The organism is Xanthomonas arboricola pv. juglandis, assembly GCF_001013475.1.
Lineage (GTDB): Bacteria > Pseudomonadota > Gammaproteobacteria > Xanthomonadales > Xanthomonadaceae > Xanthomonas > Xanthomonas arboricola.
This window is the reverse complement of the sequence record NZ_JZEF01000002.1, coordinates 184,155-208,807: the sequence shown is the minus strand read 5'-3', so window position 1 is coordinate 208,807 and position 24,653 is coordinate 184,155. Positions and strand designations below refer to the sequence as shown.

Here is a 24,653-nt window from a genome sequence, read left to right as displayed (position 1 = left end):
GTGACGCGGTGGAGGCAATAGAATACCCGGCTTGCTGAATCCGCTCAGTGACACAGGCTCGCTGGTTCGGCGCTGGTCTCATACCCTGAGACACCTCCCCTGTCTCATGCCCCTCTTTGGGAGCCGCCGTATGCCTCCGTTTGCCCTCGCTCCCCGCACCGAAACCGCCGAGCGCGCGCTGGCCACCACCGATGGCCGGCCCAGCCGCGATGGCGCACTGCTCACCGAACGCCTGGAACGGCGTTACCACGACCGCATCACCGGCAGCTTTACCCTGCCCGGGCGCGACGGCCGTTATGCGCCGATTCCCGCCGACGTGCCGGCCGCGCTGGCCGACGCCTTGCGCGCGCGCGGCATCAGCCAGCTCTACAGCCACCAGGCCGATGCCTGGGCAGCCACCCAACGCGGCGAACATGTGGCGATCGTGACGCCCACCGCGTCGGGCAAATCGCTGTGCTACACGCTGCCGGTGGTGAGCGCGGCGATGAGCTCCGGGGCCAAGGCGCTGTACCTGTTCCCGACCAAGGCGCTGGCGCAGGACCAGGTGGCCGAGCTGCTGGAGTTGAACCGCGCCGGCGAGCTGGGGGTGAAGGCCTTCACCTTCGACGGCGATACGCCCGGCGATGCGCGCCAGGCGATCCGCCTGCATGGCGACATCGTGGTGAGCAACCCGGACATGCTGCACCAGGCGATCCTGCCGCATCACACCAAGTGGGCGCAGTTCTTCGAGAACCTGCGCTATGTGGTGATCGACGAGATCCACACCTACCGCGGCGTGTTCGGCAGCCACGTTACCAATGTGCTGCGCCGGCTCAAGCGCATCTGCGCGTTCTATGGCGCCAACCCGCAGTTCATCCTGTGCTCGGCCACCATCGGCAACCCGCATGCGCACGCGCAGGCCCTGATCGAAGAGCAGGTGCATGCGATCACCGAATCCGGCGCGCCCACCGGCGACAAGCACGTGCTGCTGTGGAACCCGCCGGTGGTCAATGCGGATTTGGGGCTGCGCGCATCGGCACGCTCGCAGAGCAACCGCATCGCACGCATTGCGATCAAGAGCGGCCTGAAGACGCTGGTGTTCGCGCAGACGCGCCTGATGGTGGAGGTGCTGACCAAGTACCTGAAGGACATCTTCGACCACGACCCGCGCAAGCCGCCACGCATCCGTGCGTACCGCGGCGGCTACCTGCCCACCGAGCGGCGCGAGGTGGAGCGCGCGATGCGCGCCGGCAATATCGACGGCATCGTGTCCACCTCGGCGCTGGAGCTGGGCGTGGATATCGGCGCGCTGGATGTGGTGATCCTCAACGGCTACCCCGGCAGCGTGGCGGCGACCTGGCAGCGCTTCGGCCGCGCCGGGCGCCGCCAGCAACCGGCGCTGGGCGTGCTGGTGGCCAGTTCGCAGCCGCTGGACCAGTACGTGGTGCGGCACCCGGATTTCTTTGCCGATGCCTCGCCCGAACATGCGCGCATTGCGCCGGACCAGCCGCTGATCCTGTTCGACCACATCCGCTGCGCGGCATTCGAGCTGCCGTTCATTGCCAGCGAACCGTTCGGGCCGATCGACCCGCTGGTGTTCCTGGAAGCGCTGGCCGAGAGCGAAGTGATCCACCAGGAAGGCGACCGCTGGGAGTGGATCGCCGACAGCTACCCGGCCAATGCGGTGAGCCTGCGCTCGGTGGCCGACGGCAACTTCGTGGTGGTGGACAAGAGCGACGGCAAGCAGCAGATCATCGCCGAGGTGGATTATTCGGCCGCGGCGCTGACCTTGTACGAAGGCGCCATCCACATGGTGCAGAGCACGCCGTACCAGGTGGAGCGGCTGGACTGGGAAGGCCGCAAGGCCTATGTCACGCGCACGCATGTGGACTACTACACCGACAGCATCGACTACACCAAGCTGAAGGTGCTGGACCGCTTCGACGGCGGCGTGGCCGGGCGCGGCGACTCGCATCACGGCGAGGTGCATGTGGTGCGGCGCGTGTCCGGCTACAAGAAGATCCGCTATTACACGCACGAGAACATCGGCTACGGGCCGGTCAATCTGCCCGACCAGGAACTGCACACCACTGCGGTGTGGTGGCAGTTGCCGCAGGCCACGTTGGGCAAGGCGTTCGCCTCCAAGCAGGATGCGCTGGATGGGTTCCTGGGTGCGGCCTATGCGCTGCACGTGGTGGCCACGGTGGCAGTGATGGCCGATGCGCGCGACCTGCAAAAAGCGGTGGGCAATGGCGACGGCGCGTGGTTTGCGGTGGCCGACCAGACCGGGCGCGGGCAGCTGCGCGGCGTGGACGAGGGCGAAGAAGGCGCGGTGGAATTGCAGCAGGCCTTCGTGCCCACGGTGTATCTGTACGACAACTTCCCCGGCGGGGTGGGCCTGAGCGAGCCGCTGTGGCTGCGCCAGGCCGAGCTGCTGCAGCGCGCCGACGAGCTGGTGCGGCGTTGCGACTGCAGCGCCGGCTGCCCGGCCTGCGTGGGCCCGGTGCTGGCCGCGCATGAGGAAGGCAAGGGCGAGTCGCCCAAGTCGCTGGCCTTGACCGTGCTGGCGCTGTTGTTCGATGCGGATGCGCCGTTGCGGCATGCCACCCAGGTGGACGATGACCTGGCGCTGGACGTGCTTGCATGAGCGTGAGTGCGGACCGGTTGCGCTTGTTGCGGCGTCAGGCCGGGCATGCCGATGTGCCGGCGCCGGCGGCGCTTGCAGATGGCGCTGCAGTGGATGGTGCGGATGTTTCCGCTGCGCGCGATGCGCAGGCCGATGCCCACCCGCTGCGCGCGGCGGCGGTGGCGCGCACCTCGGGCGAGGCAGTCGGTGCGGATGCAGTGGCAGGCGATGCGCGCACGCGTGCCGCAGGTGACATGCCTGCGGCGGCGCAGCCAATGCGTGCGCTGGCAGCGCCGGTGCCTGGCAGCGATCCTGGGGTGAGCGCAGAACGCTTGCGCCTGCTGCGCCGCCAGGTCGGCGGGCTGACGCCCACGGCGCGCAAGGACGATGCGGCGATGCCGACGCGCGCGCAACGCCAGCCTGCGCCGGGTGCTGCTGCGTCTGGGTCACGCGCTTTGCCGCGCGAGGCGGCTGTGCGAAGCACGCAGCCCGGCAGCGCAGAGGCTGCCGGTGCACCGCGTGCCCCGCCCAGCGCACCGGCCATGACGCGCCGCGCCCTGCAGGCACCGGTTGCTGCAGCGCCTGCGCGCGATAGCTCGGCGTTTGCCTGGGTGGACCACGATGTGCGCCACAAGCCGGCAGGTGCGGCGGCCGATGCGGCAGCGCGCGTGCCGGCTGTGCGCGCGACACCGGCTGCGCCCACATCACTGCCGGCACCGCAGCGCCGCACCGATATCGCCGGCCTGCGCAAGATGATCGGCCTGCGCGAGCGCGCGGTCTCGACGCACGCGCCGGTGCGCGCGGCGTCCACCGATCGGCATCTGCCCGGCAACGAGATCGCGCCCGGCCTGCACCTGATCGAAGCCTTCCTGCCGCAGGCGATCCCGCGCCAGGCGCTGTCGCTGGCGTTCGCCAAGCGCGAGGACGCGGTGGACCCGATGGATCTATTGTTCTTCGATACCGAAACCACCGGCCTGGCCGGCGGCACCGGCACGCGCGCCTTCATGATCGGCGTGGCCGATTGGTACACCGACGCTACGCAGGGCAGCGGGCTGCGCGTGCGTCAGTTGATGATGTCCACGATGGCGGCCGAAAGCGCGATGCTGGATCTGTTCCGCAGCTGGCTGTCGCCGCAGACGGTGCTGTCCAGCTACAACGGCCGCTGCTACGACGCGCCGTTGTTGAAGACGCGCTACCGGCTGGCGCGGCGCGGCGACCCGATCTCTGCGCTGGATCATGTGGACCTGCTGTTCCCCACCCGGCGCCGCTATCGCGGCACCTGGGAGAACTGCAAGCTGGCCACCATCGAACGGCAGCTGCTGCGCGTAGTGCGCGAGGACGACCTGCCCGGCTCCGAAGCGCCGGCCGCCTGGTTGAGCTACCTGCGCGGCGGCAGCGCGCGCAACCTGCGCCGCGTGGCCGAGCACAATCACCAGGACGTGGTGACCCTGTCGCTGCTGATGCAGCGCCTGGTGGCAGTGGACGCGCAGGACCGTGACGTGATTCCGATGCTGGAGACGCCGTAGCGCCGTAGCGGCGGACCACGCGCAGTGGTGGCGCAATGCGGGCATCCTGGGTGCGCGCGCCAGTGCAGTTTGCCGGCAGAGGCGATGTCCACCGGCAACACTGCAAGGCCACCACCCATTGGCGGCCACATGAGCGGTCAAGCCGCCAAGTCACGCGCGCCGGCGCAGCATCAGTGCGCCGGCATCACTCGCCCGGCTCGATCTGTTTGGCCTGCTCGTTGAGGTAATGGGTCACCGGTGCGCCACGGTACTGATCGGTCAGCCGCCCCAGCGTGTCGGCGCGTGCATCCACCGCCTGCCTGGCGGCGGCATCGTGCGGATGTTCTGCCGAGCGATCCAGAAGCCGGCCTTCGCGCACAGCCGCGATATGCGCCGGGTCGGCAGGCCTGGACGCGGCGAGGAATTCGCTGGTGCGCTGCTCCACGATCGCCGCATCGCGTGCGCTGTCGATGGGGGTCTCTGGCGGCAGGTCCAGTTCCATGCCGGTATGACCGCGCGCCAGGGTGCGGTTTTCCAGCAGCGCGAGCAGTTCTTCTTCGGGCCGGTCGGTCAGCAGGCTTTCACCGGCGTCGCGAAAGGCGCCGGCGGTGGTGCGCTTGATGCCGAAGGCTTCGCCGCTGAGCTTATGCATCTCGCCGAAGTTGCTCCAGACGTAATAGTCCTTGTCGTGGTTGGCGCGCGGCAGCGAGAAATCCTCGTAGCGGTAGCTGGACGAGAATGCCGCCTGCGCGTAGGACGAGTCGGGCTGGCGCAGGCGCGTGCGTGTCAGCTCCATGGCCTTGCCCGCAGCGCTTTGCTGATCGGTGGGCACCGCCTCCACGATGACCGGGCGCATCCGGTTCCAGCTTTCCAGCCACTGCACCGCCGTGTCGGCGAGCCCCTCCGGGCCATCGTCCTTGCCCGGGAAGAAATCGCGCAGATGCGCGTCGGCGAGCATGCCCTGGCTGAAGACCGGCACCACGTTGATCTTGGCCAGCAGGCGATCGAGCGCGGCACGGCGGGGCGCGTCCTGCGAGTACAGCGGATTGATCTGGTAGTGCTTGTACAGATTGGACAGAAACTGATCGAAGCCGCCTGTGTAGTACTTGGCATACAGCTTGATCGCGGCGCCCTGGCGCAGGTCCGGCCGACGCATCAGCAGCATCGCCACCGCCTCGCCGGTGTCTTCCTTACAATCCAGTGCCACCGACATCGCTTCCGGCTTCTGAAACGCGTGCTCCAGCGCCTGCTCCACGGCGGCAATGCTCTGATCGGTCTTGACGAAGTTGCCGTCGACCGGGTTGCGGATCACCAGCGGCATCTCGCGCAACTGCGCGAACGGTACCTGCGAGACCAATCTGTTCTGCGGGTCGTCGGTCATGCGGCCGATGCTGAAGTCGTGCATCAGCACCGGCACGCCGTCGGCGCTGACCTCCACATCCAGTTCCAGGTTGCGATAGCCGTGTTCGTAAGCGCGATCGATGGCGGCCAGCGAGTTTTCCGGGATGCCGGCGTGGTTGTTGAACAGGCCCCGGTGGGCCATCACGTCCTTGCCCAGCGCGCGCGTGCTGGGCGTCTGGAAATACGCGTCGTGGACGAGCTCCTTGCGGTGCTTGCGCAGCAGGGCGTCCTTGCCGGCCACCAGACGGTGGTCGTTGCGCTTGAAGAACGCTACGCCGCCGTCGCGCGCCGGCACCTCGTGGCCGTGGTAGCGCGCGGCCTGCTGCAACTTGCGCCGCGGCTGCGCGGGCGTGGGCGCGGCGGGCTTTAGCCAGCCCGGTGTTTCCAACCCATGGGCGCGCAGATCCAACGCCTTGCGCAATGTGGTGCGTGCGGCATCGCTGAAGGTATCGCCAGGCGCAAACGCGTGGCCCAGATCGAAGACGATGCGGCCCTGCTGCGCATCGACCAGCACCGGGCCGGCCGCTGCACGCGAGTGCTCGGGCAAGCTGGCGGTCATCTCGTCGAACGCGGCGGTGTCCAGATACACCGGCTGCAGCGTTCCGGCGGCAAAGAGCGCCGCGATGCTGTCGGGCTTGGGTGCGGGAGTGGCCTGTGGCAGCTGCTTGGCCAGCGCGCTTTGCGCGGCCTGCAAGGTGATCTGGTGCGCCTGCACTTCGGCCAGGCGCTGCTCGGAGAACTCGCCGTCCAGCGCCACCAATGCCTGCTTGCCGGTCATCGCGCTGTCGTCCAATGGCACCAGCGGCGGTAGCACGGCGGCCTGGCGACGCGGGCGTGCGCGCAATGGCGGGTTGCCGCCTGGCGCGTGCGGCACCTCCATCGGGGTGATCGCGCTGGTGTGCGCCGGTGTGGCCAGCGCGGTGGTGGGCGTGGCGGCGGGTTGCAGGGGAGCAATACGCATGACGACCTCAAGAGCGCTGCGGGCGGCCAGTAAACCGCTTGGCAGATGACAATGCGCAACCGAGGCGAACTATGCCGCCGCGATGCGAAACGATGCCCCGCCGCAACGCCGGCGCACTACGCCGGCTGGTCCATCGCCTGCGCTAGAACAGCGTTTCCTTGAACGGCAGCATGGCCGCGCCCAGCACCGTGGCGTGTGCCTGCACCTGCCCGACCAGCAATGCCGGATACGGCGATGCGACGCCGCGCCGTGGCGCCGGCTCGAAGGCGACGCGGGCGATCAGCCGCTGCGCAAGATCTGCCGGCAGGCGCGCGCCAAAGACGATGACGCGCGGGTCGATCAACGCGATGATCGCCGCCACCGCCAGGGTCACGGTGGGTTGCACCGCATCCAGCCAGGCCTCGATCTGCAGCCATGCCGGATCGTAGTGCTGCAGCATGGTGTGCAGGTCCGGCAGCGCATGCCCATCGGCGACCAGCGCCTGGCGCAGGCTTTCCAGCGTGGGCCGCGCACTGCCGGTGATGGCCGAGATGCGCCCCAGTTCGCCCACGTTGCCGTGCGCGCCGCGGTGCACGCTGCCGGCGGCGATCACGCCTGCGGCAAACCCGTCGGCGATGGTCAGATAGACCAGATCCGGCGACTGGCGGCCGACCCCGTACAAGGCCTCGGCCAGCGCGGCGCAATGGGCGTCGTTGTCCATCCAGACCGGCAACTGCAGGCGTTCGGCGATGAAGCGGTCCAGCTCGACCTGCATCCACTCGGCGGCCAGCGTGAGCGGCGGATTGACCCGCGTGCCATCGCCGATGCGCGGGCCGGTCATGCTGACGCCCACCCCGAACAGCCGCCGCCGGTCGACACCGGCCGCCTGCAGCAACTGCTCCACCAGGTGCGGCAACTGCGCCGCGACCAGGTCCAACGTCAGCGGGAACGCCGTGAGCTGGCGCATGCCGCGCACCTGCCCGGCGAAGTCGATCAGCACCACCGCGATGCCATCGACCATCAACGAGACCCCCACGCTGAATGCGTAGTCGGGCACCAGACTCAGCTCGACGCTGGGTTGGCCGCGGCCCCGGCGCAGCGACGGGCCGAGCTGGAGCAGGCCGTGTGCGACCAGCGGGTCGATAATGCCCTTGGTGCCGGGGACGCTGAGCCCGCTGGCGCGCGGCAGATCCGCACGCGCCAGCTGGCCGGCACTGCGGATCAGATCCAGCAACGCGCGCTCGCTGGAACCGGCGGCCTGGCCGTCGCTACGACGGCGGTAATGCGAACGAATGGCCGCGTGGGCGAAGAAGGAAGACATGGAAGGCAAAAGAACCGGGGGTGTCACATAAGCTTAAATTAAGCAGATTAATTTAATCGGCTTGCGGCCACCACGTTGGGGCTGCCCGACAGTGCGGATCGTGCCATGCGTCTGTTTCATCGCTTTCCCTGTGGCTTCCTGTGTCTGCCCGGTCCGGCCTGCATCGCGCAGCGTCGCACATTGTCGCTCGCGCTGGGCATGGCCGTGGCGGGCTGGATGCAGGCGCCGGCGCAGGCCGCCGAGGCGCCCGCCGATGCCTCGCCGCATACCCTGGATGCGGTGCAGGTGCGCACCTCGTTCCAGTCGCAGAACACGCGCGCGATCGCCACCAAACAGGCCGCGCCCACCGTCGTGGACTCGGTCGCCGCCGACAGCATCGGGCAGCTGGCGGACTTCAATGTGGGCGATGCGCTGCGCCGGGTCACCGGCGTCAGCACCGTGGAGTACCAGGGCGAGCCGCGCTACGTGACGGTGCGCGGCCTCAACGGCAACTACAACAGCATGCTGATCGACGGCTTTGCCTTTGCCAGCAACGACATCGGCAGCCGCCAGGCGATGATGGATGTGCTGCCGGCCAACTTTGTCGACCGCATCGATGTGGTGAAGTCGTTCCTGCCGGAAAACGATGGCGGCGCGATCGGCGGTGTTACGAACCTGGTCACCGCCACCGGCTTCGGCCGCCCGGACGGCCTGCTCACCTTTTCGGCCAAGGGCGGCGCCAACCTGATGGGCAGCCGCTACGGCGGCCGCTCGCCGGTTGGCGAGGGTGATCTGAAATGGGGCAAGCGCTTCGGTCGCGACGGGCAGTTCGCCTTCCTGGGCGCTGCCAGCCAGTGGCGGCGCGAGATCTCGGTGCCGCAGCAGGAAAACGGCGGCGGCTTGAACTGGTACGCCGCCGACGGCACGCGCGACCCGGTGCCCTACGGCGGCACCGGCGCTGCGGTTCCCGGCGAACGGCGCTGGTACAACTACGCCAACACCCGCGAACGGCGCGGCCTGACCGCACGCGTGGACTGGCAGCCGGAAGGTCCGCTCAGCGGCCATGTGTCCGGCTACAGCTTCCGCCAGCGTGAGGCCTCGGACCGCAATACCCAGAACGCCCAGGTGCAGAACAGCGCACGCCTGACCCGCACCGGCGCGCAGAGCGGCACGCTCGACAACCTCAATCAATACGTCGAACTGGGGCAGTTGCGCTGGAAGCGCGCACTGACGGGCATCAATGGCGAGCTGCTGGCCGAGTTGCCGGCGCAGTGGCGCGCCGCGCTGCGCGCGAGCACCTCGCGCGCCACGGTGGACAACCCGCAGACCTGGGACCGCTTCCAGCAAAATCGCCTGGGGTACGGGTTCGACTGGAGCGGCACCCTGCCCGCTTTCACGCCCTTGAACCCGGCCCTGGCCGACGACCCGGCGCGCTACCCCAACGCCTATCACCAGCAGGAGCGCACCGGCTACGCCGAACGGGTCGGCGACCTGCAGCTGGAGCTGCGTCGCAACATGGACGAGGACAGCCGCGGGCTGGGGCTGGCCGTGGGCGCGCGGCAGGTCCGCACGCATATGCGCACCACTGTGCAGCGCACTACCTGGAACGGCCTGCCTGACACATTGGCCGACGTGCTGGGCCGCCCGACCTGCGCCCTGGGCTGCAACAGGGAGATGATGACCATCGACCCGGCATTGGCCGATGCACGCTGGGATGCCCTGGCCGGCCAGGCGCGCGGGGTGGTGGACACCACCGCGCAGAACAGCGGCAGCTACGGCGTCGACGAACAGGTGCGCGCCGGCTTTGCCCAGGCGCAATGGCGCGGCGAACGCTGGCTGCTGGCTGGCGGCATCCGTCTGGAACAGACACGCTTTGCCAGCGCCGGCCAGCAGCTGAGCGGAACCACCTGGACACCGGTCGGCGCGGTGCGCACCTACCGCAACTGGTTGCCATCGCTCAGCGGGCAACTGCAGACCAGCGCCAACGGCACGCTGCGCGTTGGCGTCTCGCGCTCGATCGGGCGCCCGCGCCTGGACCAGATGGCCTTGAACGGCGGCGTGCTCACGCTGGGCAGCACACCGCCCACGCTCAACCAGGGCAACCCGGACCTGCAGCCGCGCCGCTCGCAGAACCTGGACCTTGGCCACGACTGGAGCTTCGACGACGGCGGCAGCCTGCTGTCGGTCGCGCTGTTCCACAAGACCATCGACGATGAAATCTTCCGCTACGGCCAGATGGACAGCATCGACGGCGAGCAGGTGCTGGTCACCCAGCCGCGCAATGTGGACCGGCCGGTGCGCCTGCGCGGCGCCGAGCTGGGGGCCATCAAGGAACTGGGGCCGTGGCTGCCCGCGCTGGCCGGCTTGTCGGTGACCGCCAATGTCACGTTCCTGGACGTGGACTACCCGGTGGTGCTTGGCGATGGCACCCGCACCACCCTGGACGTGCTGCCGCAGCAGCCCAGGCAGTTGTGGAATCTGACCCTGAATTACGCCCGTGGGCCGCTGCGCGCCGCGCTGGCCTGGAGCCGCACCGGCGAGCTGTGGGATGACCGCTTTCCCAATTACAGCAGCCTGCAGGAGTTCTATCGCAACCGTTACCAGCAGCCGCTGGACCGCATCGATCTGAAACTGGGCTGGGACGTGTCCCCGGCGGTGTCGCTGAGCCTGGACGTGCTCAACCTGGCTGGCCAGGGCTACCAATACCGCATCGGCCGCGATCAGGAGTATGTGCAATCGGCCTGGAAGATGGCCCCCACCGTGATGGTCGGCGTCAACGTCAAACTTTGAGGAGCTAAGCATGTCGTCATGTCTGGATACCACCTTCAGCCGCCGTCGTCTGCTCACCGGCGCCGCCGGCGCCTCGTTACTGGCAACCGCACTACCCTCGCTTGCCGGTGCGGCGCCGCCTGCGGATGTGGGCCGCAAGTTCCTGCGCTCCAGGCGGCCGATGCCGTTTGCCGGCAACACGTTTGTCGGCCATCTCGAGCAGCAGGGCGATGGCTACGCCAGCTTCGACCGGGTGCTGGACATCTACCGCGAGCTGCCCGAGCACGGCTTTGCCGACAAGCTCGCCGTGCTGCCGCCCAGCAGCTATCACGTGACCTTGCTGGGCGGGGTCAATGAAACCGACCGCGCGCACGGGCCGTGGCCGAGCGATCTGGCGCGCGATGCGGCGCTGGCCGACATCAACGCCAGCTTCCTGTCGCGGTTGCAGCAGCGCAACACCACCCCGCTAGGGGCATGCCGGTTTGTGGTCGACCCCACCGCGGCCATGACCGGCAGCAACGACAATCTGCTCATTCCGTTGCTGCCTGCCGATGCGGCCACCGCGCAGCGGCTGGAGACGGCGCGCAAGGGCCTGATGGCGTTGACGCTGCTGCAGAGCCCGGACTACAGCCACTACCGGTTCCACATCTCGCTGGCCTATCTGTGCGAGACGCTCGATGCCGACGAACAGGCGGCCTACCACGGTGCGGTGGGCGTGTGGCTGAAGCGGCTGGCTGCCGCCGGCCCGATCACGGTGCCGCGTTTCCACTTCTGCACGTTCAACGACATGTATGCGTTTCGTACGCTCCGCGAGGTGTGAAGTTGAGTGCGTATGGCCATCTGTTGTGCGTGTAACGACACCTGCTGCGGCACTGCAAGCTGATCATTGGCCGTGTGTATGGACGCGCAGCGCTCTAAAGCCCCTCTCTCCTCGGGAGAGGGCTCTACTCGCTTGCACGTTGGTTGTGACTTACTGGTGTTAGGTGTTGCGCACAGTGTGGTGATTCGTGCGTCTGCGGCGGTCGTGCACAGCGTGTCCTCACACACGCACGTCCGACACCTCGGTCTCCATCTGCCACGCTGCAAACTCCTGCTCGAATTCGGCCAGGGTCAACAAGCCCATGCAGGCATGCGCGCCGATCGGTAACGCCTGCCCTGCGGCAAGCTTGCGCACCAGCAGGATTGCGGCGAAGCAGGGAATCTCCGGGCCGTGCAGCATCGCGGCGGTGAGGTCCCACTGCAGTCGCAGCGGCCGGGGATCGCCGGTCTGCGGATGGCTTGTGCCACGCAGCTCCACGCGCATGCCACCGAGGTCGGTGCCGAAGCGGTCAAACCAGCGTGCCGCACGTGCAAACACCTCGGCCAGGCGCGCCATCGGCAATGGCACACCGTGGTGACGCAACCAGGCGACACCGGCCAGGCAGCGCTGCAGGAACGGCACCTCCAACGCGGCGCGAAACTGCACGCTCTGCACGCCGGGATAGCGCTGTGGCAGCAGATCGTGATCGGGCACATCGCAGGGCGACGCAAGCCGCGGCGCGCGCTGCGCGAACTGCACGCGCGTGGGTCTGGCCCAGCCCACCACCGTTTGCCAGCGGCCCTCATGCAGCCATGTGAACGGCGTGCCGCAGTACGACAACACCGCACGCACGGTGGCCAGGCCAAGCGGCGTGCCTTGCGCGGGCGCGATGACCATGCGGATGCCATGCAACGCCGAAAAACGCGGCAGCAAGGCATCGATGACCGCGCTCGACAGCGCGGGCAAGGTGCTGGCGCCGCTGATGGCCGCACGCTGCGCTTGCCTTGCCGCTGCATCCATTGCCGTGGGGAAACGCACGGCCGTCGGCCAGGTCGATGTAGTGCCTGCCTGCAGGCAGGTGTGCGCCACGGCGTAATCCTGGCCCTGGAACGGGCCTGCGGTATGCACCACCGCATCGGCGGCAGTGGCCGCCAGTTGCGCGGCAAAATCGCTTGCGTCGATATCCAGGCGACAGCACGCGATGCGACCGGGTGCCACATCCGGCCACCTGGCCGCCACATCGCCGGGATGCCGTCCGGCGGCGATCACCCGCAGTTGCGCCGTTGCCGCCAGCGCCCGCACGATGCGCGCGCCGAAATGCCCGAAGCCCCCCAACACCACCACCCGGTACGTCATTGTCTGCTCGCCGTCTGCGCCTGTTGCACAGTATCGGCGAGCAGCGGGGTCACCGAATCACCGGCGCGGTGTGTCGCCCGCCGCACGTGCCTGCATGGCGCGTGCGGCGCCGAGCCGGTTTGACGCCAGTCACTGCCTCCGGCCGAGATGGCGCCAGCTGCTCGCCGTCTGCGCGTGCTGCACAGTCCCGACGAGCAGCGGCCTGCGACGATCAGCCCTCGATCCGCGTGGCCAGCCCCTGTGCGATCGCCTCGCGCATGATGCGTTGGGCTTCCTTGTCGGCACGGACGCTGGCGGCGGCCTGCTGGCTGGCCAGATCTGCCTGCTCGGTGGCGAGCGCCGCCTGCTGCCTGGCCAGCGCCTGCATCCGCTGTTGGGCGCCGCTGCGCTGCATGGCCTGTTCGGCCTGGCGTACTGCGCGTTCTGCTTCCCGCGCCGCACGCTCGGCGGCCTGCTGTGCGCGCGCATCGGTGTCGAGCAAGGAGGCATTGACGTGCTTTGCGGCCGCGTCGGCAGCACGTGCACCCAGCTCACCCATCTGCGCACCCAACTCGCCCAGCTGCTCGCCGAGCTCGCCCTGGCGCTCGCCCAACGCGCCCTGCGCCTGGCCCAATTTGGTGACTGGCGCATACACCGCATTCAGGCGCTTGAAGGTGTCGGGATCGCGCACGACGTACTGCTTGCCATCCTTGCGGAACCACATCAGCTGGCCATCCTTGCCGGCCAGACGACGCACATGCTTGAGATCGTCCACCGAGCCATTCATGACGCTGTCGTTGCCCTGCAGCAGCACGTAGGCATCGCGGTCGGGGTCATGCGACAGGTTGATCTGGCCGTGCGTAGAGGTGGTGGTGAAGGTCTGGCTGGTGGATGACGCCGCTGCAGCCGGTGCGGCGGCGTTTGCCGGTGCGGCGGTTGCTGCCGCAGTTGCCGGTGCAGTTGCAGCGACGGCGGCGGCAGTGGCCGGTGCCGCTGTGCTGGACACGCCGGCAGCTGGTTTGGCGGGTGCGGCCGCTGATGCGGCAGCAACAGCCGGCGCGGCGGGCATCGCCACCAGGCGCAGCGGCAGCACGCCGGTGATGGCCACCGCGCCCAGGATCAGGGCCGCGCCAAACCGCGGGAACGAGGTCGGGTTCTGCAACATGAGCAATCTCCGTTTGAGGCTGAGGAAGGACGGCGAGGCGCTGGCCACGCCGCCGTGCGGGCGCGGTGCCACGCCCAGTTGCAGCAACAGCCGGCCATAGTCGTGGCGGCAATGACGGTGGCCTGCGACCACCGCGGCATCGCAGGCGGCCTCGCGGGCAGTGGCGTATTCGCGCGCGGCCAGATGCACCAGCGGGTGGAAGAAGAACAGGTGCTGGGCCAGCGACGGCAGCAAGCCCCACCACAGATCGCGCCGGCGCAGGTGGATCAGTTCATGGGTCAGCGCCATATCCAAATCGTCGTCGGCCATGTGCGGCAGGCGGGCGGCGGGCAGCAGCAAGACCGGGCGCCAGGGCCCGATCAACTGCGGCGAGGCGATCTGCTGCGACAACCGTATTTCCGGCGGCTGCGACAGGCCATGCGCTTCTGCAGCCATGCGCAGTGCGGCGGCCAGGGCACGATCGGTGCACGGTGCAGCAGCGCGTACCAGGGCGCGGCTGCGTCGGTATGCGCGCACTGTGCCGAGCGCCATCACTGCGACGCCGGCAACCCACAACGCGGCCAGCAACAGCGCCCAGGACGGACCGCTTGCACCCTGCAGCACGTCTGCCGCGCCCGCAATGGCGACCGCGCTGGCGCCGGATACGCTGGCATTGGCCATCACCATCGGCGCCAGGCTGTCGCCGGCAATCAAGGCGGGCGTGGGCGTGGCTGCGGGCAACACCGGCAACTGCAGCGGCGCGTTCCACAGCAGGCCGACCACCGCCTGCACTCCCACCAGCCACCACAGCCAGGTCTGCGTGGTGGCCGGCAGTCGCCGCACGCTGCGGCACAGCGCCCACACCGCCAACGCCAGCACGGCGGTCTGCACGCTGGTGGCACCCAGTCTCCAAAGCAAGGCTTCGATCATCGGCGACATGCTCAATCCTCCTTGCGCTGCGACTGCAGCTTGGCGACCAGGGCTTCGAGCTCGGCCAGCTCGCTGTCGCTGACCTTGGCGCGCTGCGACATCCACGCCACGAACGGCGACACCGAGCCCTGCAAGGTCTTTTCCACGAACTGCCCCACCGCCGAGCGCACGACCGCGTCCTGCCCGCTGGTGGCGCTGTAGCGGTACATGCCGTCCACCTGCTCGCGGCGCAGGAAGCCCTTGGCGCGCAAGCGCTCCATCATGGTCAGCACGGTCGAGCGCGCCAGCCCACGCGGCTCACCGAACGCGGCCGCCACTTCGCCGACACTGGCCTGCCGTTGTTCTTCGATGTGTTGCAACAGGGCCAGCTCCTGGTCCCCGATGGTCTTGCCACGCATGCCGCTCTCCATGACTACAGTTGTCGCTACCGTAAGCGTGACGACAACTGTAGTCAATAGGTCGGATGGCAGGGGTTGAATGGGACGCCGCGATAGAAGTATCGAGGCGGCGATGAGGTCACCGAAGTCGCCATGTTTGTAGGAAGGGGGCAACCGGCAATGGCATCGAGGGGCAGATTCCCGGCTCTCCACATCGTGGCGCATTGAGGCGGGCCTACAACGCCATTACGGGAGCGAACGACCGCTATCTCTGGTATCGCTTCGATCCCCCTGCACAGGGGCTGCCCCTCGAAGGTGTATTGGGAGGCGGTGACAGCGGCGGCCCGCTCGTGGTGCAAGCTCAGGGCGCCTGGCGACTTATCGGGTGGGATCATGGATCACCGCAGTTCCGGAACACGCGCTAGAGGCCGGTTTCTATGGGCAACTGGTCTATAACGTCCGCATCTCGCGATATGTCACCTGGATCGATGACGTGATGTGTGCGGCAGATGGAGTCTCCTGTGCGAAGAACTAGCCAGCGCCACTGCCACTAGCGCGTGCCAGGGAGAAACCATCGCGATGAAGCGGGCTGCCTTCACGTGCGCCACCATGCCGGCGCGCATGATCACAACCTCTAGCGGCGCATATGCTGCACAGGTCATGTCTCGATGCCGCCACAGCGGAAGGCTTCTGCGTTCTCCCTCTGGTGGCGGTCGATTACGCAGCCAGCAGCAACCCTGCAGCATCCGTCGGTGCGCGATGCCGTGCCTGAAGGTGCGGCCTTGCTTGGCGACGAGCAGATGGAGGCGCTGGGGCAAAGCCTGGCGCAGGCGCATGTGCTCTATACCGGGCCAACCCGCGAGCTGCTGCTGTCGCAACTCAAATTCAACGAGCGCTCGCTCGGCACGGCCGCAGCGCGATTGGCCGAAATGTCTGCCGATGGCTTGCGCCTGCATCCGGCCGGCGAGTGGTTATTGGACAACTATTATCTGGTGGAAGAGCAGATGCGCCTGGCGCGACAGCATCTTCCGCCCGGATATAGCCGGCAATTACCGCGTCTGCGCACGCCAACGTCGGTGGGCCTGCCGCGCGTCTACGAGCTGGGCTTGCAGGTGGTGGCGCATGGCGACGGGCGCGTGGATGCGATCACGCTGAGCCGTTTCATCGCCGCCTACCAACAGGTGGCGCCGCTCAAGCTCGGCGAGCTGTGGGCGATTCCGATCATGTTGCGGCTGGCGCTGATCGACAATCTGCGCCGCATTGCCGAGGACATCATGCACGACGGGCGCGACACCCGCCTGGCCGCGCATTGGGCCGCGTTGCTCAACGCCACGGCGGCGGCGCAACCCAAGGACGTGGTGGTGGTGGTGGCCGATCTGGCGCGCTCGCAGCCACCGGCCACCGGTGCGTTCGTGGCCGAGCTGACGCGCGGCATCCAGGGCCGTGGGCCGGTGTTGTCGATGGCCAGCGCCTGGGTGGAGCAATGGCTGGCAAGCGAGGGCCACAGCGTGGAAGGCCTGGTGCACGCCGAAAGCCAACGCCAGGCGGCCGAGCAGGTGGCGATCAGCAACAGCATCGGCAGCCTGCGGTTTCTGGACGACATGGATTGGCGCGATTTCGTCGAGGCCATGAGCGTGGTCGAGCAGACCTTGCGCAAGGATCCGGCCGACGTGTATGCGCGCATGGATTTCCACACCCGCGATAGCTACCGGCATGTGGTGGAACAGCTGGCGCAGCGCCTGGAGCGCGACGAGCCGGACGTGGCCGAGGCGGTGCTGCAGCTGGCGGCGCACGCAGATGCCGCGATGCCGGTGGCCGGCCACGTGGGCTATTACCTGGTGGATGCGGGATTGCCGCTGCTGCGCGCGGCATTGCGCGACCCGGCCGCAGCCGGCACACCGATACCACCGCGCCCACGCGCGCGACGCGTGGCGCTGCCGGTGTATCTGCTTCCGATCGCCGTGATCGCCGTGCTGTGGAGCGGCGTGCTGCTGCAGGGCGTGAGCGCACTGCCGCCGGCGCTGTGGTGGATCACCGCTGGCATCGCGCTGCTGGCCGCCAGCGAGCTGGGCATTGCCCTGGTCAACTGGGTGGCAACGCTATGGGTGCGCCCGCATCCGTTGCCGCGCATGGACCTGCGTGCCGGCATCACGCCCGATTGCCGCACGCTGGTGGTGATGCCGAGCATGCTGGCCAGTCACGAGGCCATCGACGAGCTGGTCGGCGCCTTGGAGGTGCATTACCTGGCCAACCGCGACGAACAGTTGTACTTCGCGCTGCTCACCGATTTTCTCGATGCCGCGCAAGCGCTGTTGCCTGGCGACATGGCATTGGTGGCACATGCGGCGCAGCATATCGACCGGCTCAATGCAGCCTATGCCGATGCCCACGGCGATCGTTTCTTTCTGCTGCATCGCGCACGCCAGTGGAACGCGGGCGAAGGCTGCTGGATGGGCGCAGAGCGCAAGCGCGGCAAGCTCGAAGCGCTCAACCGCCTGCTCTGCGCCGACGCTGCGCCGCTGCAGGCAGCCCACGAATTCCTGCAGGTGCAAGGCGATGTCGCCGCGCTGGTGCAGGTGCGTTATGTGATCACGCTCGACAGCGACACCCACCTGCCGCGCGATGCGGCACGCGCGCTGGTCGGGGCGATGTCGCATCCGTTGAATGTGCCGCGCATGGATGCGGCCGGGCAGATCGTCGAGGCCGGTTACGGCATTCTGCAGCCGGGCCTGGGCACCGGCATGAGCGAGGGCGGCGAGTCGCGGTTTGCGCGCATGTTCGGCATCGAGCCGGGCATCGACCCGTACACGCGTGTGGTCTCGGACGTGTATCAGGATCTGTTCGGCGAAGGCTCCTTCATCGGCAAGGGCATCTATGCCGTGGCCACCTTCGAGCAGGTGCTGGCCGGCCGCTTCCCCGATAACCGCGTGCTCAGCCATGACCTGCTGGAAGGCTGCTATGTGCGCGCCGGTTTGCTCAGCGACGTGCGCCTGTACGAGCGCCACCCGCAACGCTATGCCACCGATGCCAAGCGGCACGCGCGCTGGGTGCGTGGCGACTGGCAGTTGCTGCCGTGGTTGCTGCCGTGGGTGCCCGACCGGGGTGGCCGGCGCACGCGCAATCCCTTGTCGTGGTTGTCGCGCGGCAAGCTGCTGGACAACCTGCGCCGCAGCCTGGTGGCTCCGGCCGCGCTGAGTCTGTTGCTGATCGGCTGGTTGTGTTCGCCCACGCCATTGCGCTGGACGCTGTGGCTGCTGGTGCTATGGCTGCTGCCAGGGCTGTGTTCGGCGCTGTATGCGCTGGCGCATCCGCCCGAGGGTCTGGGGCTGCGTCATCACGCGCGCCAGGTCGGTGTGGGGCTGCGTCAGCACCTGCTGCGCACCGGCGTGGTGCTGGCATGCCTGCCGTTCGAAGCAGGGATGCAGCTGGCCGCCATCGCCCGCACGCTGGTGCGGATGTCGATCACCCGGCGCCATCTGCTGCAGTGGGCGCCATCCAGCGAAGTGGAACGCAGCGCGCGCAGCGGCAATGCCGAGCAACAGTTGATGGCCGGCGCCGCGTGCAGCGCGGCATTGGCGATCGCCGCGGTGGCATGGTGGGCGCCGTTGGCGCTATGGACGGCATTGCCGCTGGGGCTGGCGTGGATGGCCGCGCCCTGGCTGATGGCCTGGCTGGGCGAACAACCCGCCGCACCGGTAGCGCAGTTGTCGCAGGAACAACGCGCTTTCCTCGGCGGATTGTCGCGGCGCACCTGGGCGTTCTTCGAAAGCCATTGCACCGCGCAGCACCACTGGCTGCCACCGGACAACGTGCAGGAATACCCGGTCACGGTGGTGGCCAACCGCACCTCGCCGACCAATATCGGGCTGGGCCTGCTGGTCAATCTGGCCGCCTACGATCTGGGCTATCTGACGGTGGCCGGCGTGATGACCCGCGTGGCCAATACGCTGACCACGCTGGAAGCGCTGCCGCGCTATCGCGGCCATTTCTACAACTGGTACCGCACCGAAACGCTGGTGCCGTTGTTGCCGCGCTACGTCTCCACCGTGGACAGCGGCAACCTGGTCGGGCATCTGCTGACGCTGCGGCAAGGCCTGCTGGCACTGGTGGATGCGCCGGCGGTGGCGATGGCGGTGTTCGATGGGCTGGCCGACACCCTGGGCGTGCTGGCATCGCGAGCGCAGACACGCAGCGACGCCGCCGCCAATGCGCTGGACGCAATGTCGCAGAGCTTGCAGAGCATCCGCAGCCAGCCCGCGCCGAGCCTGCACCAGGCCGACCAAGCGCTACGCCTGCTGCTGGCGCAGAGCCACACGATCCTGGCGCTGATGCCGGACAGCGACGACGACGAGCCGTGGCCGCAACGCTTGATCGACAGCTGCGAGGCGGCCCTGGCCGAAGTGGGCCATTGCGCAACCACGCTTGCCGGTACCGATGCGCACGCGACGCCGCCCCCTGGCGCCACGGTCGCCACGCTGCGGCAACTCGCCGTCAGCGACCACGCACCCGGCGTGCAGACCTGGGCCGCCAAACGCGTGCAGGAGCTGCAACGGCTTGCGCATATCGCCGGGCAGCTGGCGCAGCTGGACTACGACTTCCTCTACAACCCCGCCCAGCAGTTGCTGTCGATCGGCTACAACGTCGACGACCAGCGCCTGGATAGCGGCCATTACGATCTGCTCGCCTCCGAAGCGCGCCTGGGCATCTTCGTGGCGATCGCCCAGGGCAAGTTGCCGCAGGAGAGCTGGTTCGCACTCGGCCGCACGCTCACCGACACCGGCGCCGAGCCCACGCTGCTGTCGTGGAGCGGCTCGATGTTCGAGTACCTGATGCCCGATCTGGTCATGCCCAGCTACCCGCAGACCTTGCTGAGCCGTTCGATGCGCGGTGCGGTACAGGCGCAGATCCGCTATGGCACCGCACGCGATGTGCCGTGGGGCGTGTCCGAGTCGGGCTACAACACCGTCGATACGCGGCGCAATTATCAATACCGCGCATTCGGTGTGCCCGGCCTGGGGCTCAAGCGCGGCCTGGGCCAGGATCTGGTGATCGCCCCGTATGCCAGCGCGATGGCGCTGATGGTGGAGCCGGATGCAGCCTGCCGCAATCTGCAGCAGCTGCAGGCGCTGGGATTTGGCGGGCGTTTCGGCTTGTACGAGGCGATCGACTACACCCCCTCGCGGGTGCCGCGTGGCGAACAGCATGCGCTGGTGCGCTCGTTCATGTCGCATCACCAGGGCATGGCGCTGCTGGCGCTGGACCACGTGTTGCGCGATGCGCCGATGCAGAAGCGCTTTGTCGCCGACCCGCAATTCCAGGCCACGCTGTTGCTGTTGCAGGAGCGTGCACCGCGCGCTGGCGTGTATGTCAAAGGCCTGGCCGACGCCGCCGAGCGCCCGGTGGCCACCGAAGCCGGCATGGCCTTGCGCATCCATCGCGACCCCCATCTGCCGCAGCCGGCGCTGCAATTGCTCTCCAACGGGCGTTACCACGGCATGCTGACCTCGGCCGGTGGCGGCTACAGCCGCGCGCGCGACATGGCGGTGACGCGTTGGCGCGAAGACGGCACCCGCGATCACTGGGGCACGTTCTGCTATCTGCGCGATGTGGACAGCGGCGAGGTGTGGTCGGCCGCGCATCAGCCCACCTGCGTGCCGGTGGAGCGTTACGAGGCGATCTTTTCCGATGCCAAGGCCGAGTTCAAAGGCAGCCACCAGCGTTACGACAGCCATCTGGAAATCGCCATTTCCGCCGAAGACGATGTGGAGCTGCGCCGCTTGCGCATCCGCAACCGCTCGCGGCAGACGCGGGTGATCGAAATCACCACCTACGCCGAAGTGGTGCTGGCACCGGCGCAGGCCGACGAGGCGCATCCGGCTTTCAGCAACCTGTTCGTGCAGACCGAAATCCTGGCCGACAAACAGGCGCTGCTGTGCACGCGCCGCCCGCGCGGGCACGACGAAGCGCAGCCGTGGATGCTGCATCTGGTGGCGGTGCACGATGCCGATGTGGCGACGATTTCTTACGAGACCGATCGCGCTGCATTTGTCGGGCGCGGGCGCAGCACGCGCAATCCGCTGGCCCTGCGCGATCAGGCCAGCCTGTCCGGCGCGGCCGGCTCGGTGCTGGACCCGATCGTGGCGATCCGCTGCCGCATTTCGCTGGCGCCGGATCAACAGGCGCAGGTGGACATGGTCTACGGCGTCGGCACCCAACGCGCGGCCTGCACCGCGTTGATCGACAAGTACCGCGACCGCCGTCTGGCCGATCGCGTGTTCGACCTGGCGCTGACCCAGAGCCAGGTCATCCGCCGGCAGATCAACGCCTCGCTGGAAGACGCGATGCTCTACGAACGGCTGGCCGCACGCGTGCTGTTCGTCGACCCGCAACTGCGCGCCGACAGCGAGGTGTTGCTGCACAACCATCGCGGCCAGTCGGCGCTGTGGAGTCACGCCATCTCCGGCGATCTGCCGATCGTGCTGTTGCGCATCACCGACCCGGACAATCTGGATCTGGTGCGCCAGCTGGTGCAGGCGCACGCGTACTGGCGCCTGAAAGGACTGCGCGCGGATCTGGTGATCTGGAACGAAAGCCAGGCAGGCTATCGGCAGCAATTGCAGGACGCGATTGTGGGCCTGATCGCCGCCGACCCCGAAGCCAATGTGCTCGACCGCCCCGGCGGCATCTTCGTGCGCGCCATCGAACACATCTCGCAGGAAGACCGCGTGCTGCTGCAGACCGTGGCGCGCGCGATCCTCAGCGATGCCAACGGCACCCTGGACGCGCAATTGCAGCGCCACCCCAGCGCGCGTGCGCATCCGCCGTTGCTGGAGCCCATCCAGCAACTGGACAGCGCCGATTACCTCAGCAGCACCCACGCCGCCTACCTGGACCGAACCCTGCAGGCCGCCGCCGAAGAACCGGTGCTGTTCGACAACGGCCTGGGCGCCTTCGCCGCCGACGGCCGCGAATACCGCATCACCCTGGACGAAGGCACCGCCACACCGGCGCCGTGGTGCAACGTGATGGCCAACGCGCAGTTCGGCAGCGTGGTCAGCGACAGCAGCCCCGGCTACAGCTGGGCCGAAAACGCGCACGAATTCCGCCTCACGCCGTGGCATAACGACCCGGTCGGCGATGCCTCCAGCGAAGCGTTCTACCTGCGCGACGAAGACACCGGCCAGGTGTGGTCGCCGATGGCGCTGCCATGCCGCGGCAGCGGTCGCTACACGGTGCGCCACGGCTTCGGTTACAGCGTCTACAGCCATATCGAACACGGCATCGGCAGCGAGCTGTGGGTGTTCGTGGATGTGGAGCGCCCGATCAAGTTCAGCCATCTGCGGTTGAAGAATCTTTCCGGCCGCCCACGCCGGCTCAGCGTCACCGGGTACGTGGAATGGGTGCTGGGCGATATCCGCGCCCGCTCGCAGCTGCATGTGGTCAGCGAGGTGGATCTGGGCAGCAGCGTGCTGACCGCGCGCAACCCGTACAACACCGAGTTCGACGGGCGCGTGGCGTTCTTCGATGCCGATGCACCCAGCCGCAGCATCACTGCCGACCGCAGCGAATTCATCGGGCGCAACGGCAGCCTGGCAGCACCGGCCGCGCTCACGCGGCAGCGTTTGTCCGGGCGCGTGGGTGCCGGCCTGGACCCGTGCGCGGCGATCCAGATCCCGGTCACGCTGGCGGCCGAACAGAGCTTCGAAACGGTATTCCGCCTGGGCGCGGCGGTGGATCGCGACACCGCACTGACACTGGCACGCCAGAGCCGTGGCGTGGCCGCCGCGCACACCGCCTTGCTGGCGGTGCGCGCGCATTGGCAGCAGGTTCTGGGCACCGTGCAGGTGACCACGCCCGATCCGGCGGTGGATCTGCTGGCCAACGGCTGGCTGCTCTACCAGACCATCGCCTGCCGGTTCCTGGCACGCAGCGGCTATTACCAGTCCGGTGGCGCATATGGGTTCCGCGACCAGCTGCAGGACAGCATGGCGATGGTGCACGCGCAGCCGGCGCTGGCACGCGCGCATCTGCTGCGCTGCGCCGCGCATCAGTTCGTGCAGGGCGATGTGCAGCATTGGTGGCACCCGCCACAGGACCGTGGCGTGCGCACGCAGTGCTCGGACGATTTTCTATGGTTGCCGCAGGCGCTATGCCGCTATCTGGACGTCACCGCAGATACCGGCGTACTGGACGAGCGGGTGAGCCTTATCGACGGGCGCGCCCTCAAGCCCGACGAAGAATCGTATTACGACCTGCCGCAGATCACCGCCAACATGCAGTCGCTGTACGCGCACGGCGTGCTCGCCCTGCAACGCGGCATGGCACGGCTGGGCGAACGCGGCCTGCCGTTGATCGGCAGCGGCGACTGGAACGACGGCATGAACCGGGTCGGCAAGGACGGCAAGGGCGAGAGCGTGTGGCTGGGGTTCTTCCTCTACGACACGCTGCTAAGGTTCGCAGACGTGGCCGCGCAGCGCGACGATGCGGCATTCGCGGCGACCTGCCGCACGCATGCGCAGGCCTTGCGCACCGCGCTGGAGCAGCATGCCTGGGATGGGCGCTGGTACCGGCGGGCCTGGTTCGACGACGGCACGCCGCTGGGTTCGAGCGATTCGGACGAATGCCGCATCGATTCGCTATCGCAAAGTTGGGCTGTGCTGTCCGGCGCGATGGACCCGGCACGCAGCGCACAGGCGATGGACGCGATGCACCAGCAGCTGGTTGATCCCGACGCCGGCATCGTCAAGCTGCTGGTGCCGCCGTTCGATCGCACCGGGCACGACCCCGGCTATATCCGCGGTTACGTCCCCGGCGTGCGCGAAAACGGCGGCCAGTACACGCATGCGGCGGTGTGGGCAACGATGGCCTTCGCGCATCTGGGCGATAGTGCGCGGGCCTGGCAACTGGCCGGCCTGATCAACCCGATCCACCACGCCCGCGACGCAACGGGCGTGCAGCGCTACAAGGCCGAACCCTATGTGCTGGCGGCCGATGTCTACGCAGTGGCGCCGCACGCCGGCCGCGGCGGCTGGAGCTGGTATACCGGCGCCGCCGGCTGGATGTACCGCTTGCTGACCGAATCGCTGCTCGGCCTGCAACGCCATGGCGAGCGCCTGCACCTCGTGCCGTGCATCCCGGCCAGCTGGCCCCAGTACCAGCTGCGCTATCGCTTCGGCACCAGCACCTACGTCATCGACGTCACCCAGCGCCCCGGTGTCGAGCCAGGGCTGGAAATCGACGGCATAGCGCAAGCCGAGCTTGCTTTCACTCTGGTCGACGACGGTGCGGTCCACGCTGTCGCCCTGGACTGGCCGGGAGACGCGACATGAGCACACGCATACGCACCCACACCAATCACCAGCTTTCCGATCTGGGCAGAATGTTGTCGGTATGGCCGCAGCGGGTGCGCGACCCCAGCCAGTTCTGGCAGCAGTTCGATGCCCTGGCCAAAGGCATCCTGGATGAGGCGGCTGCAGCCGATCTGCAGCGGGTGCAATGTCGCCTACGGCAGCTGCTGCGTCGTCACGGACTGACGCGTACGCAGTAAG

The 24,653-nt window shown here is 68.1% G+C and carries 11 protein-coding genes and 1 pseudogene; 7 read left to right on the top strand and 5 right to left on the bottom strand.

Annotated elements, in window-relative coordinates:
• The first annotated feature begins 130 nt into the window (after positions 1-130).
• Positions 131-2,626, top strand: coding sequence for a DEAD/DEAH box helicase (locus XARJCFBP2528_RS06225; RefSeq protein WP_016904859.1), 2,496 nt, complete (start codon positions 131-133; stop codon positions 2,624-2,626).
• Positions 2,623-4,131, top strand: a complete 1,509-nt coding sequence (locus XARJCFBP2528_RS06220; protein ID WP_016904858.1) for a ribonuclease H-like domain-containing protein — start codon at positions 2,623-2,625, stop codon at positions 4,129-4,131. Before XARJCFBP2528_RS06225 ends, XARJCFBP2528_RS06220 begins: the two co-directional genes overlap by 4 nt.
• Before the next feature lie 184 nt (positions 4,132-4,315).
• Here XARJCFBP2528_RS06220 and avrBs2 read toward each other — a convergent pair whose 3' ends face one another.
• Both avrBs2 and XARJCFBP2528_RS06210 read right to left on the bottom strand, forming a co-directional pair.
• Positions 4,316-6,472 carry a type III secretion system effector avirulence protein AvrBs2 gene (avrBs2, locus tag XARJCFBP2528_RS06215; RefSeq protein ID WP_047124510.1) on the bottom strand — a complete coding sequence of 719 codons (2,157 nt, stop codon included), beginning with the start codon at positions 6,470-6,472 and terminating at the stop codon, positions 4,316-4,318.
• 142 nt (positions 6,473-6,614) lie between these two features.
• Positions 6,615-7,772, bottom strand: coding sequence for an ROK family protein (locus XARJCFBP2528_RS06210; RefSeq protein WP_016901601.1), 1,158 nt, complete (start codon positions 7,770-7,772; stop codon positions 6,615-6,617).
• Positions 7,773-7,877: 105 nt separating this feature from the next.
• Here XARJCFBP2528_RS06210 and XARJCFBP2528_RS06205 point away from each other — a divergent pair, with 105 nt between their 5' ends.
• Together XARJCFBP2528_RS06205 and XARJCFBP2528_RS06200 are read left to right on the top strand one after the other, a co-directional pair.
• Positions 7,878-10,541, top strand: a complete 2,664-nt coding sequence (locus XARJCFBP2528_RS06205; RefSeq protein ID WP_369919589.1) for a TonB-dependent receptor — start codon at positions 7,878-7,880, stop codon at positions 10,539-10,541.
• Between the two features lie 10 nt (positions 10,542-10,551).
• Entirely contained in the window at positions 10,552-11,340 is a 789-nt protein-coding gene (locus XARJCFBP2528_RS06200; protein WP_016901599.1) for a DUF1868 domain-containing protein, read from the top strand.
• A 219-nt stretch (positions 11,341-11,559) separates the two neighbouring features.
• Here XARJCFBP2528_RS06200 and XARJCFBP2528_RS06195 read toward each other — a convergent pair whose 3' ends face one another.
• From XARJCFBP2528_RS06195 to XARJCFBP2528_RS06185, 3 genes are all read right to left on the bottom strand, one after another.
• Positions 11,560-12,675: a saccharopine dehydrogenase NADP-binding domain-containing protein gene (locus XARJCFBP2528_RS06195; protein WP_323217388.1), complete on the bottom strand. Its 1,116-nt coding sequence runs from the start codon at positions 12,673-12,675 to the stop codon at positions 11,560-11,562.
• A 211-nt stretch (positions 12,676-12,886) separates the two neighbouring features.
• Positions 12,887-14,737, bottom strand: coding sequence for a M56 family metallopeptidase (locus XARJCFBP2528_RS06190; protein WP_016901598.1), 1,851 nt, complete (start codon positions 14,735-14,737; stop codon positions 12,887-12,889).
• 2 nt (positions 14,738-14,739) lie between these two features.
• Positions 14,740-15,138, bottom strand: coding sequence for a BlaI/MecI/CopY family transcriptional regulator (locus tag XARJCFBP2528_RS06185; RefSeq protein WP_016901597.1), 399 nt, complete (start codon positions 15,136-15,138; stop codon positions 14,740-14,742).
• Positions 15,139-15,225: 87 nt separating this feature from the next.
• Between XARJCFBP2528_RS06185 and XARJCFBP2528_RS24090 the strand changes: the two are divergent.
• From XARJCFBP2528_RS24090 to XARJCFBP2528_RS23290, 3 genes and pseudogenes are all read left to right on the top strand, one after another.
• Positions 15,226-15,640, top strand: a pseudogene (locus XARJCFBP2528_RS24090) (trypsin); the annotation flags it as partial.
• A 133-nt stretch (positions 15,641-15,773) separates the two neighbouring features.
• Complete coding sequence (locus XARJCFBP2528_RS06180; RefSeq protein WP_047124509.1) at positions 15,774-24,434, top strand: glycoside hydrolase family 94 protein; 8,661 nt, start codon at positions 15,774-15,776, stop codon at positions 24,432-24,434.
• Positions 24,431-24,652, top strand: a complete 222-nt coding sequence (locus XARJCFBP2528_RS23290) for a hypothetical protein (protein WP_026064120.1) — start codon at positions 24,431-24,433, stop codon at positions 24,650-24,652. The genes XARJCFBP2528_RS06180 and XARJCFBP2528_RS23290 overlap by 4 nt, the downstream gene beginning before the upstream one ends.
• Position 24,653 lies beyond the last annotated feature (1 nt).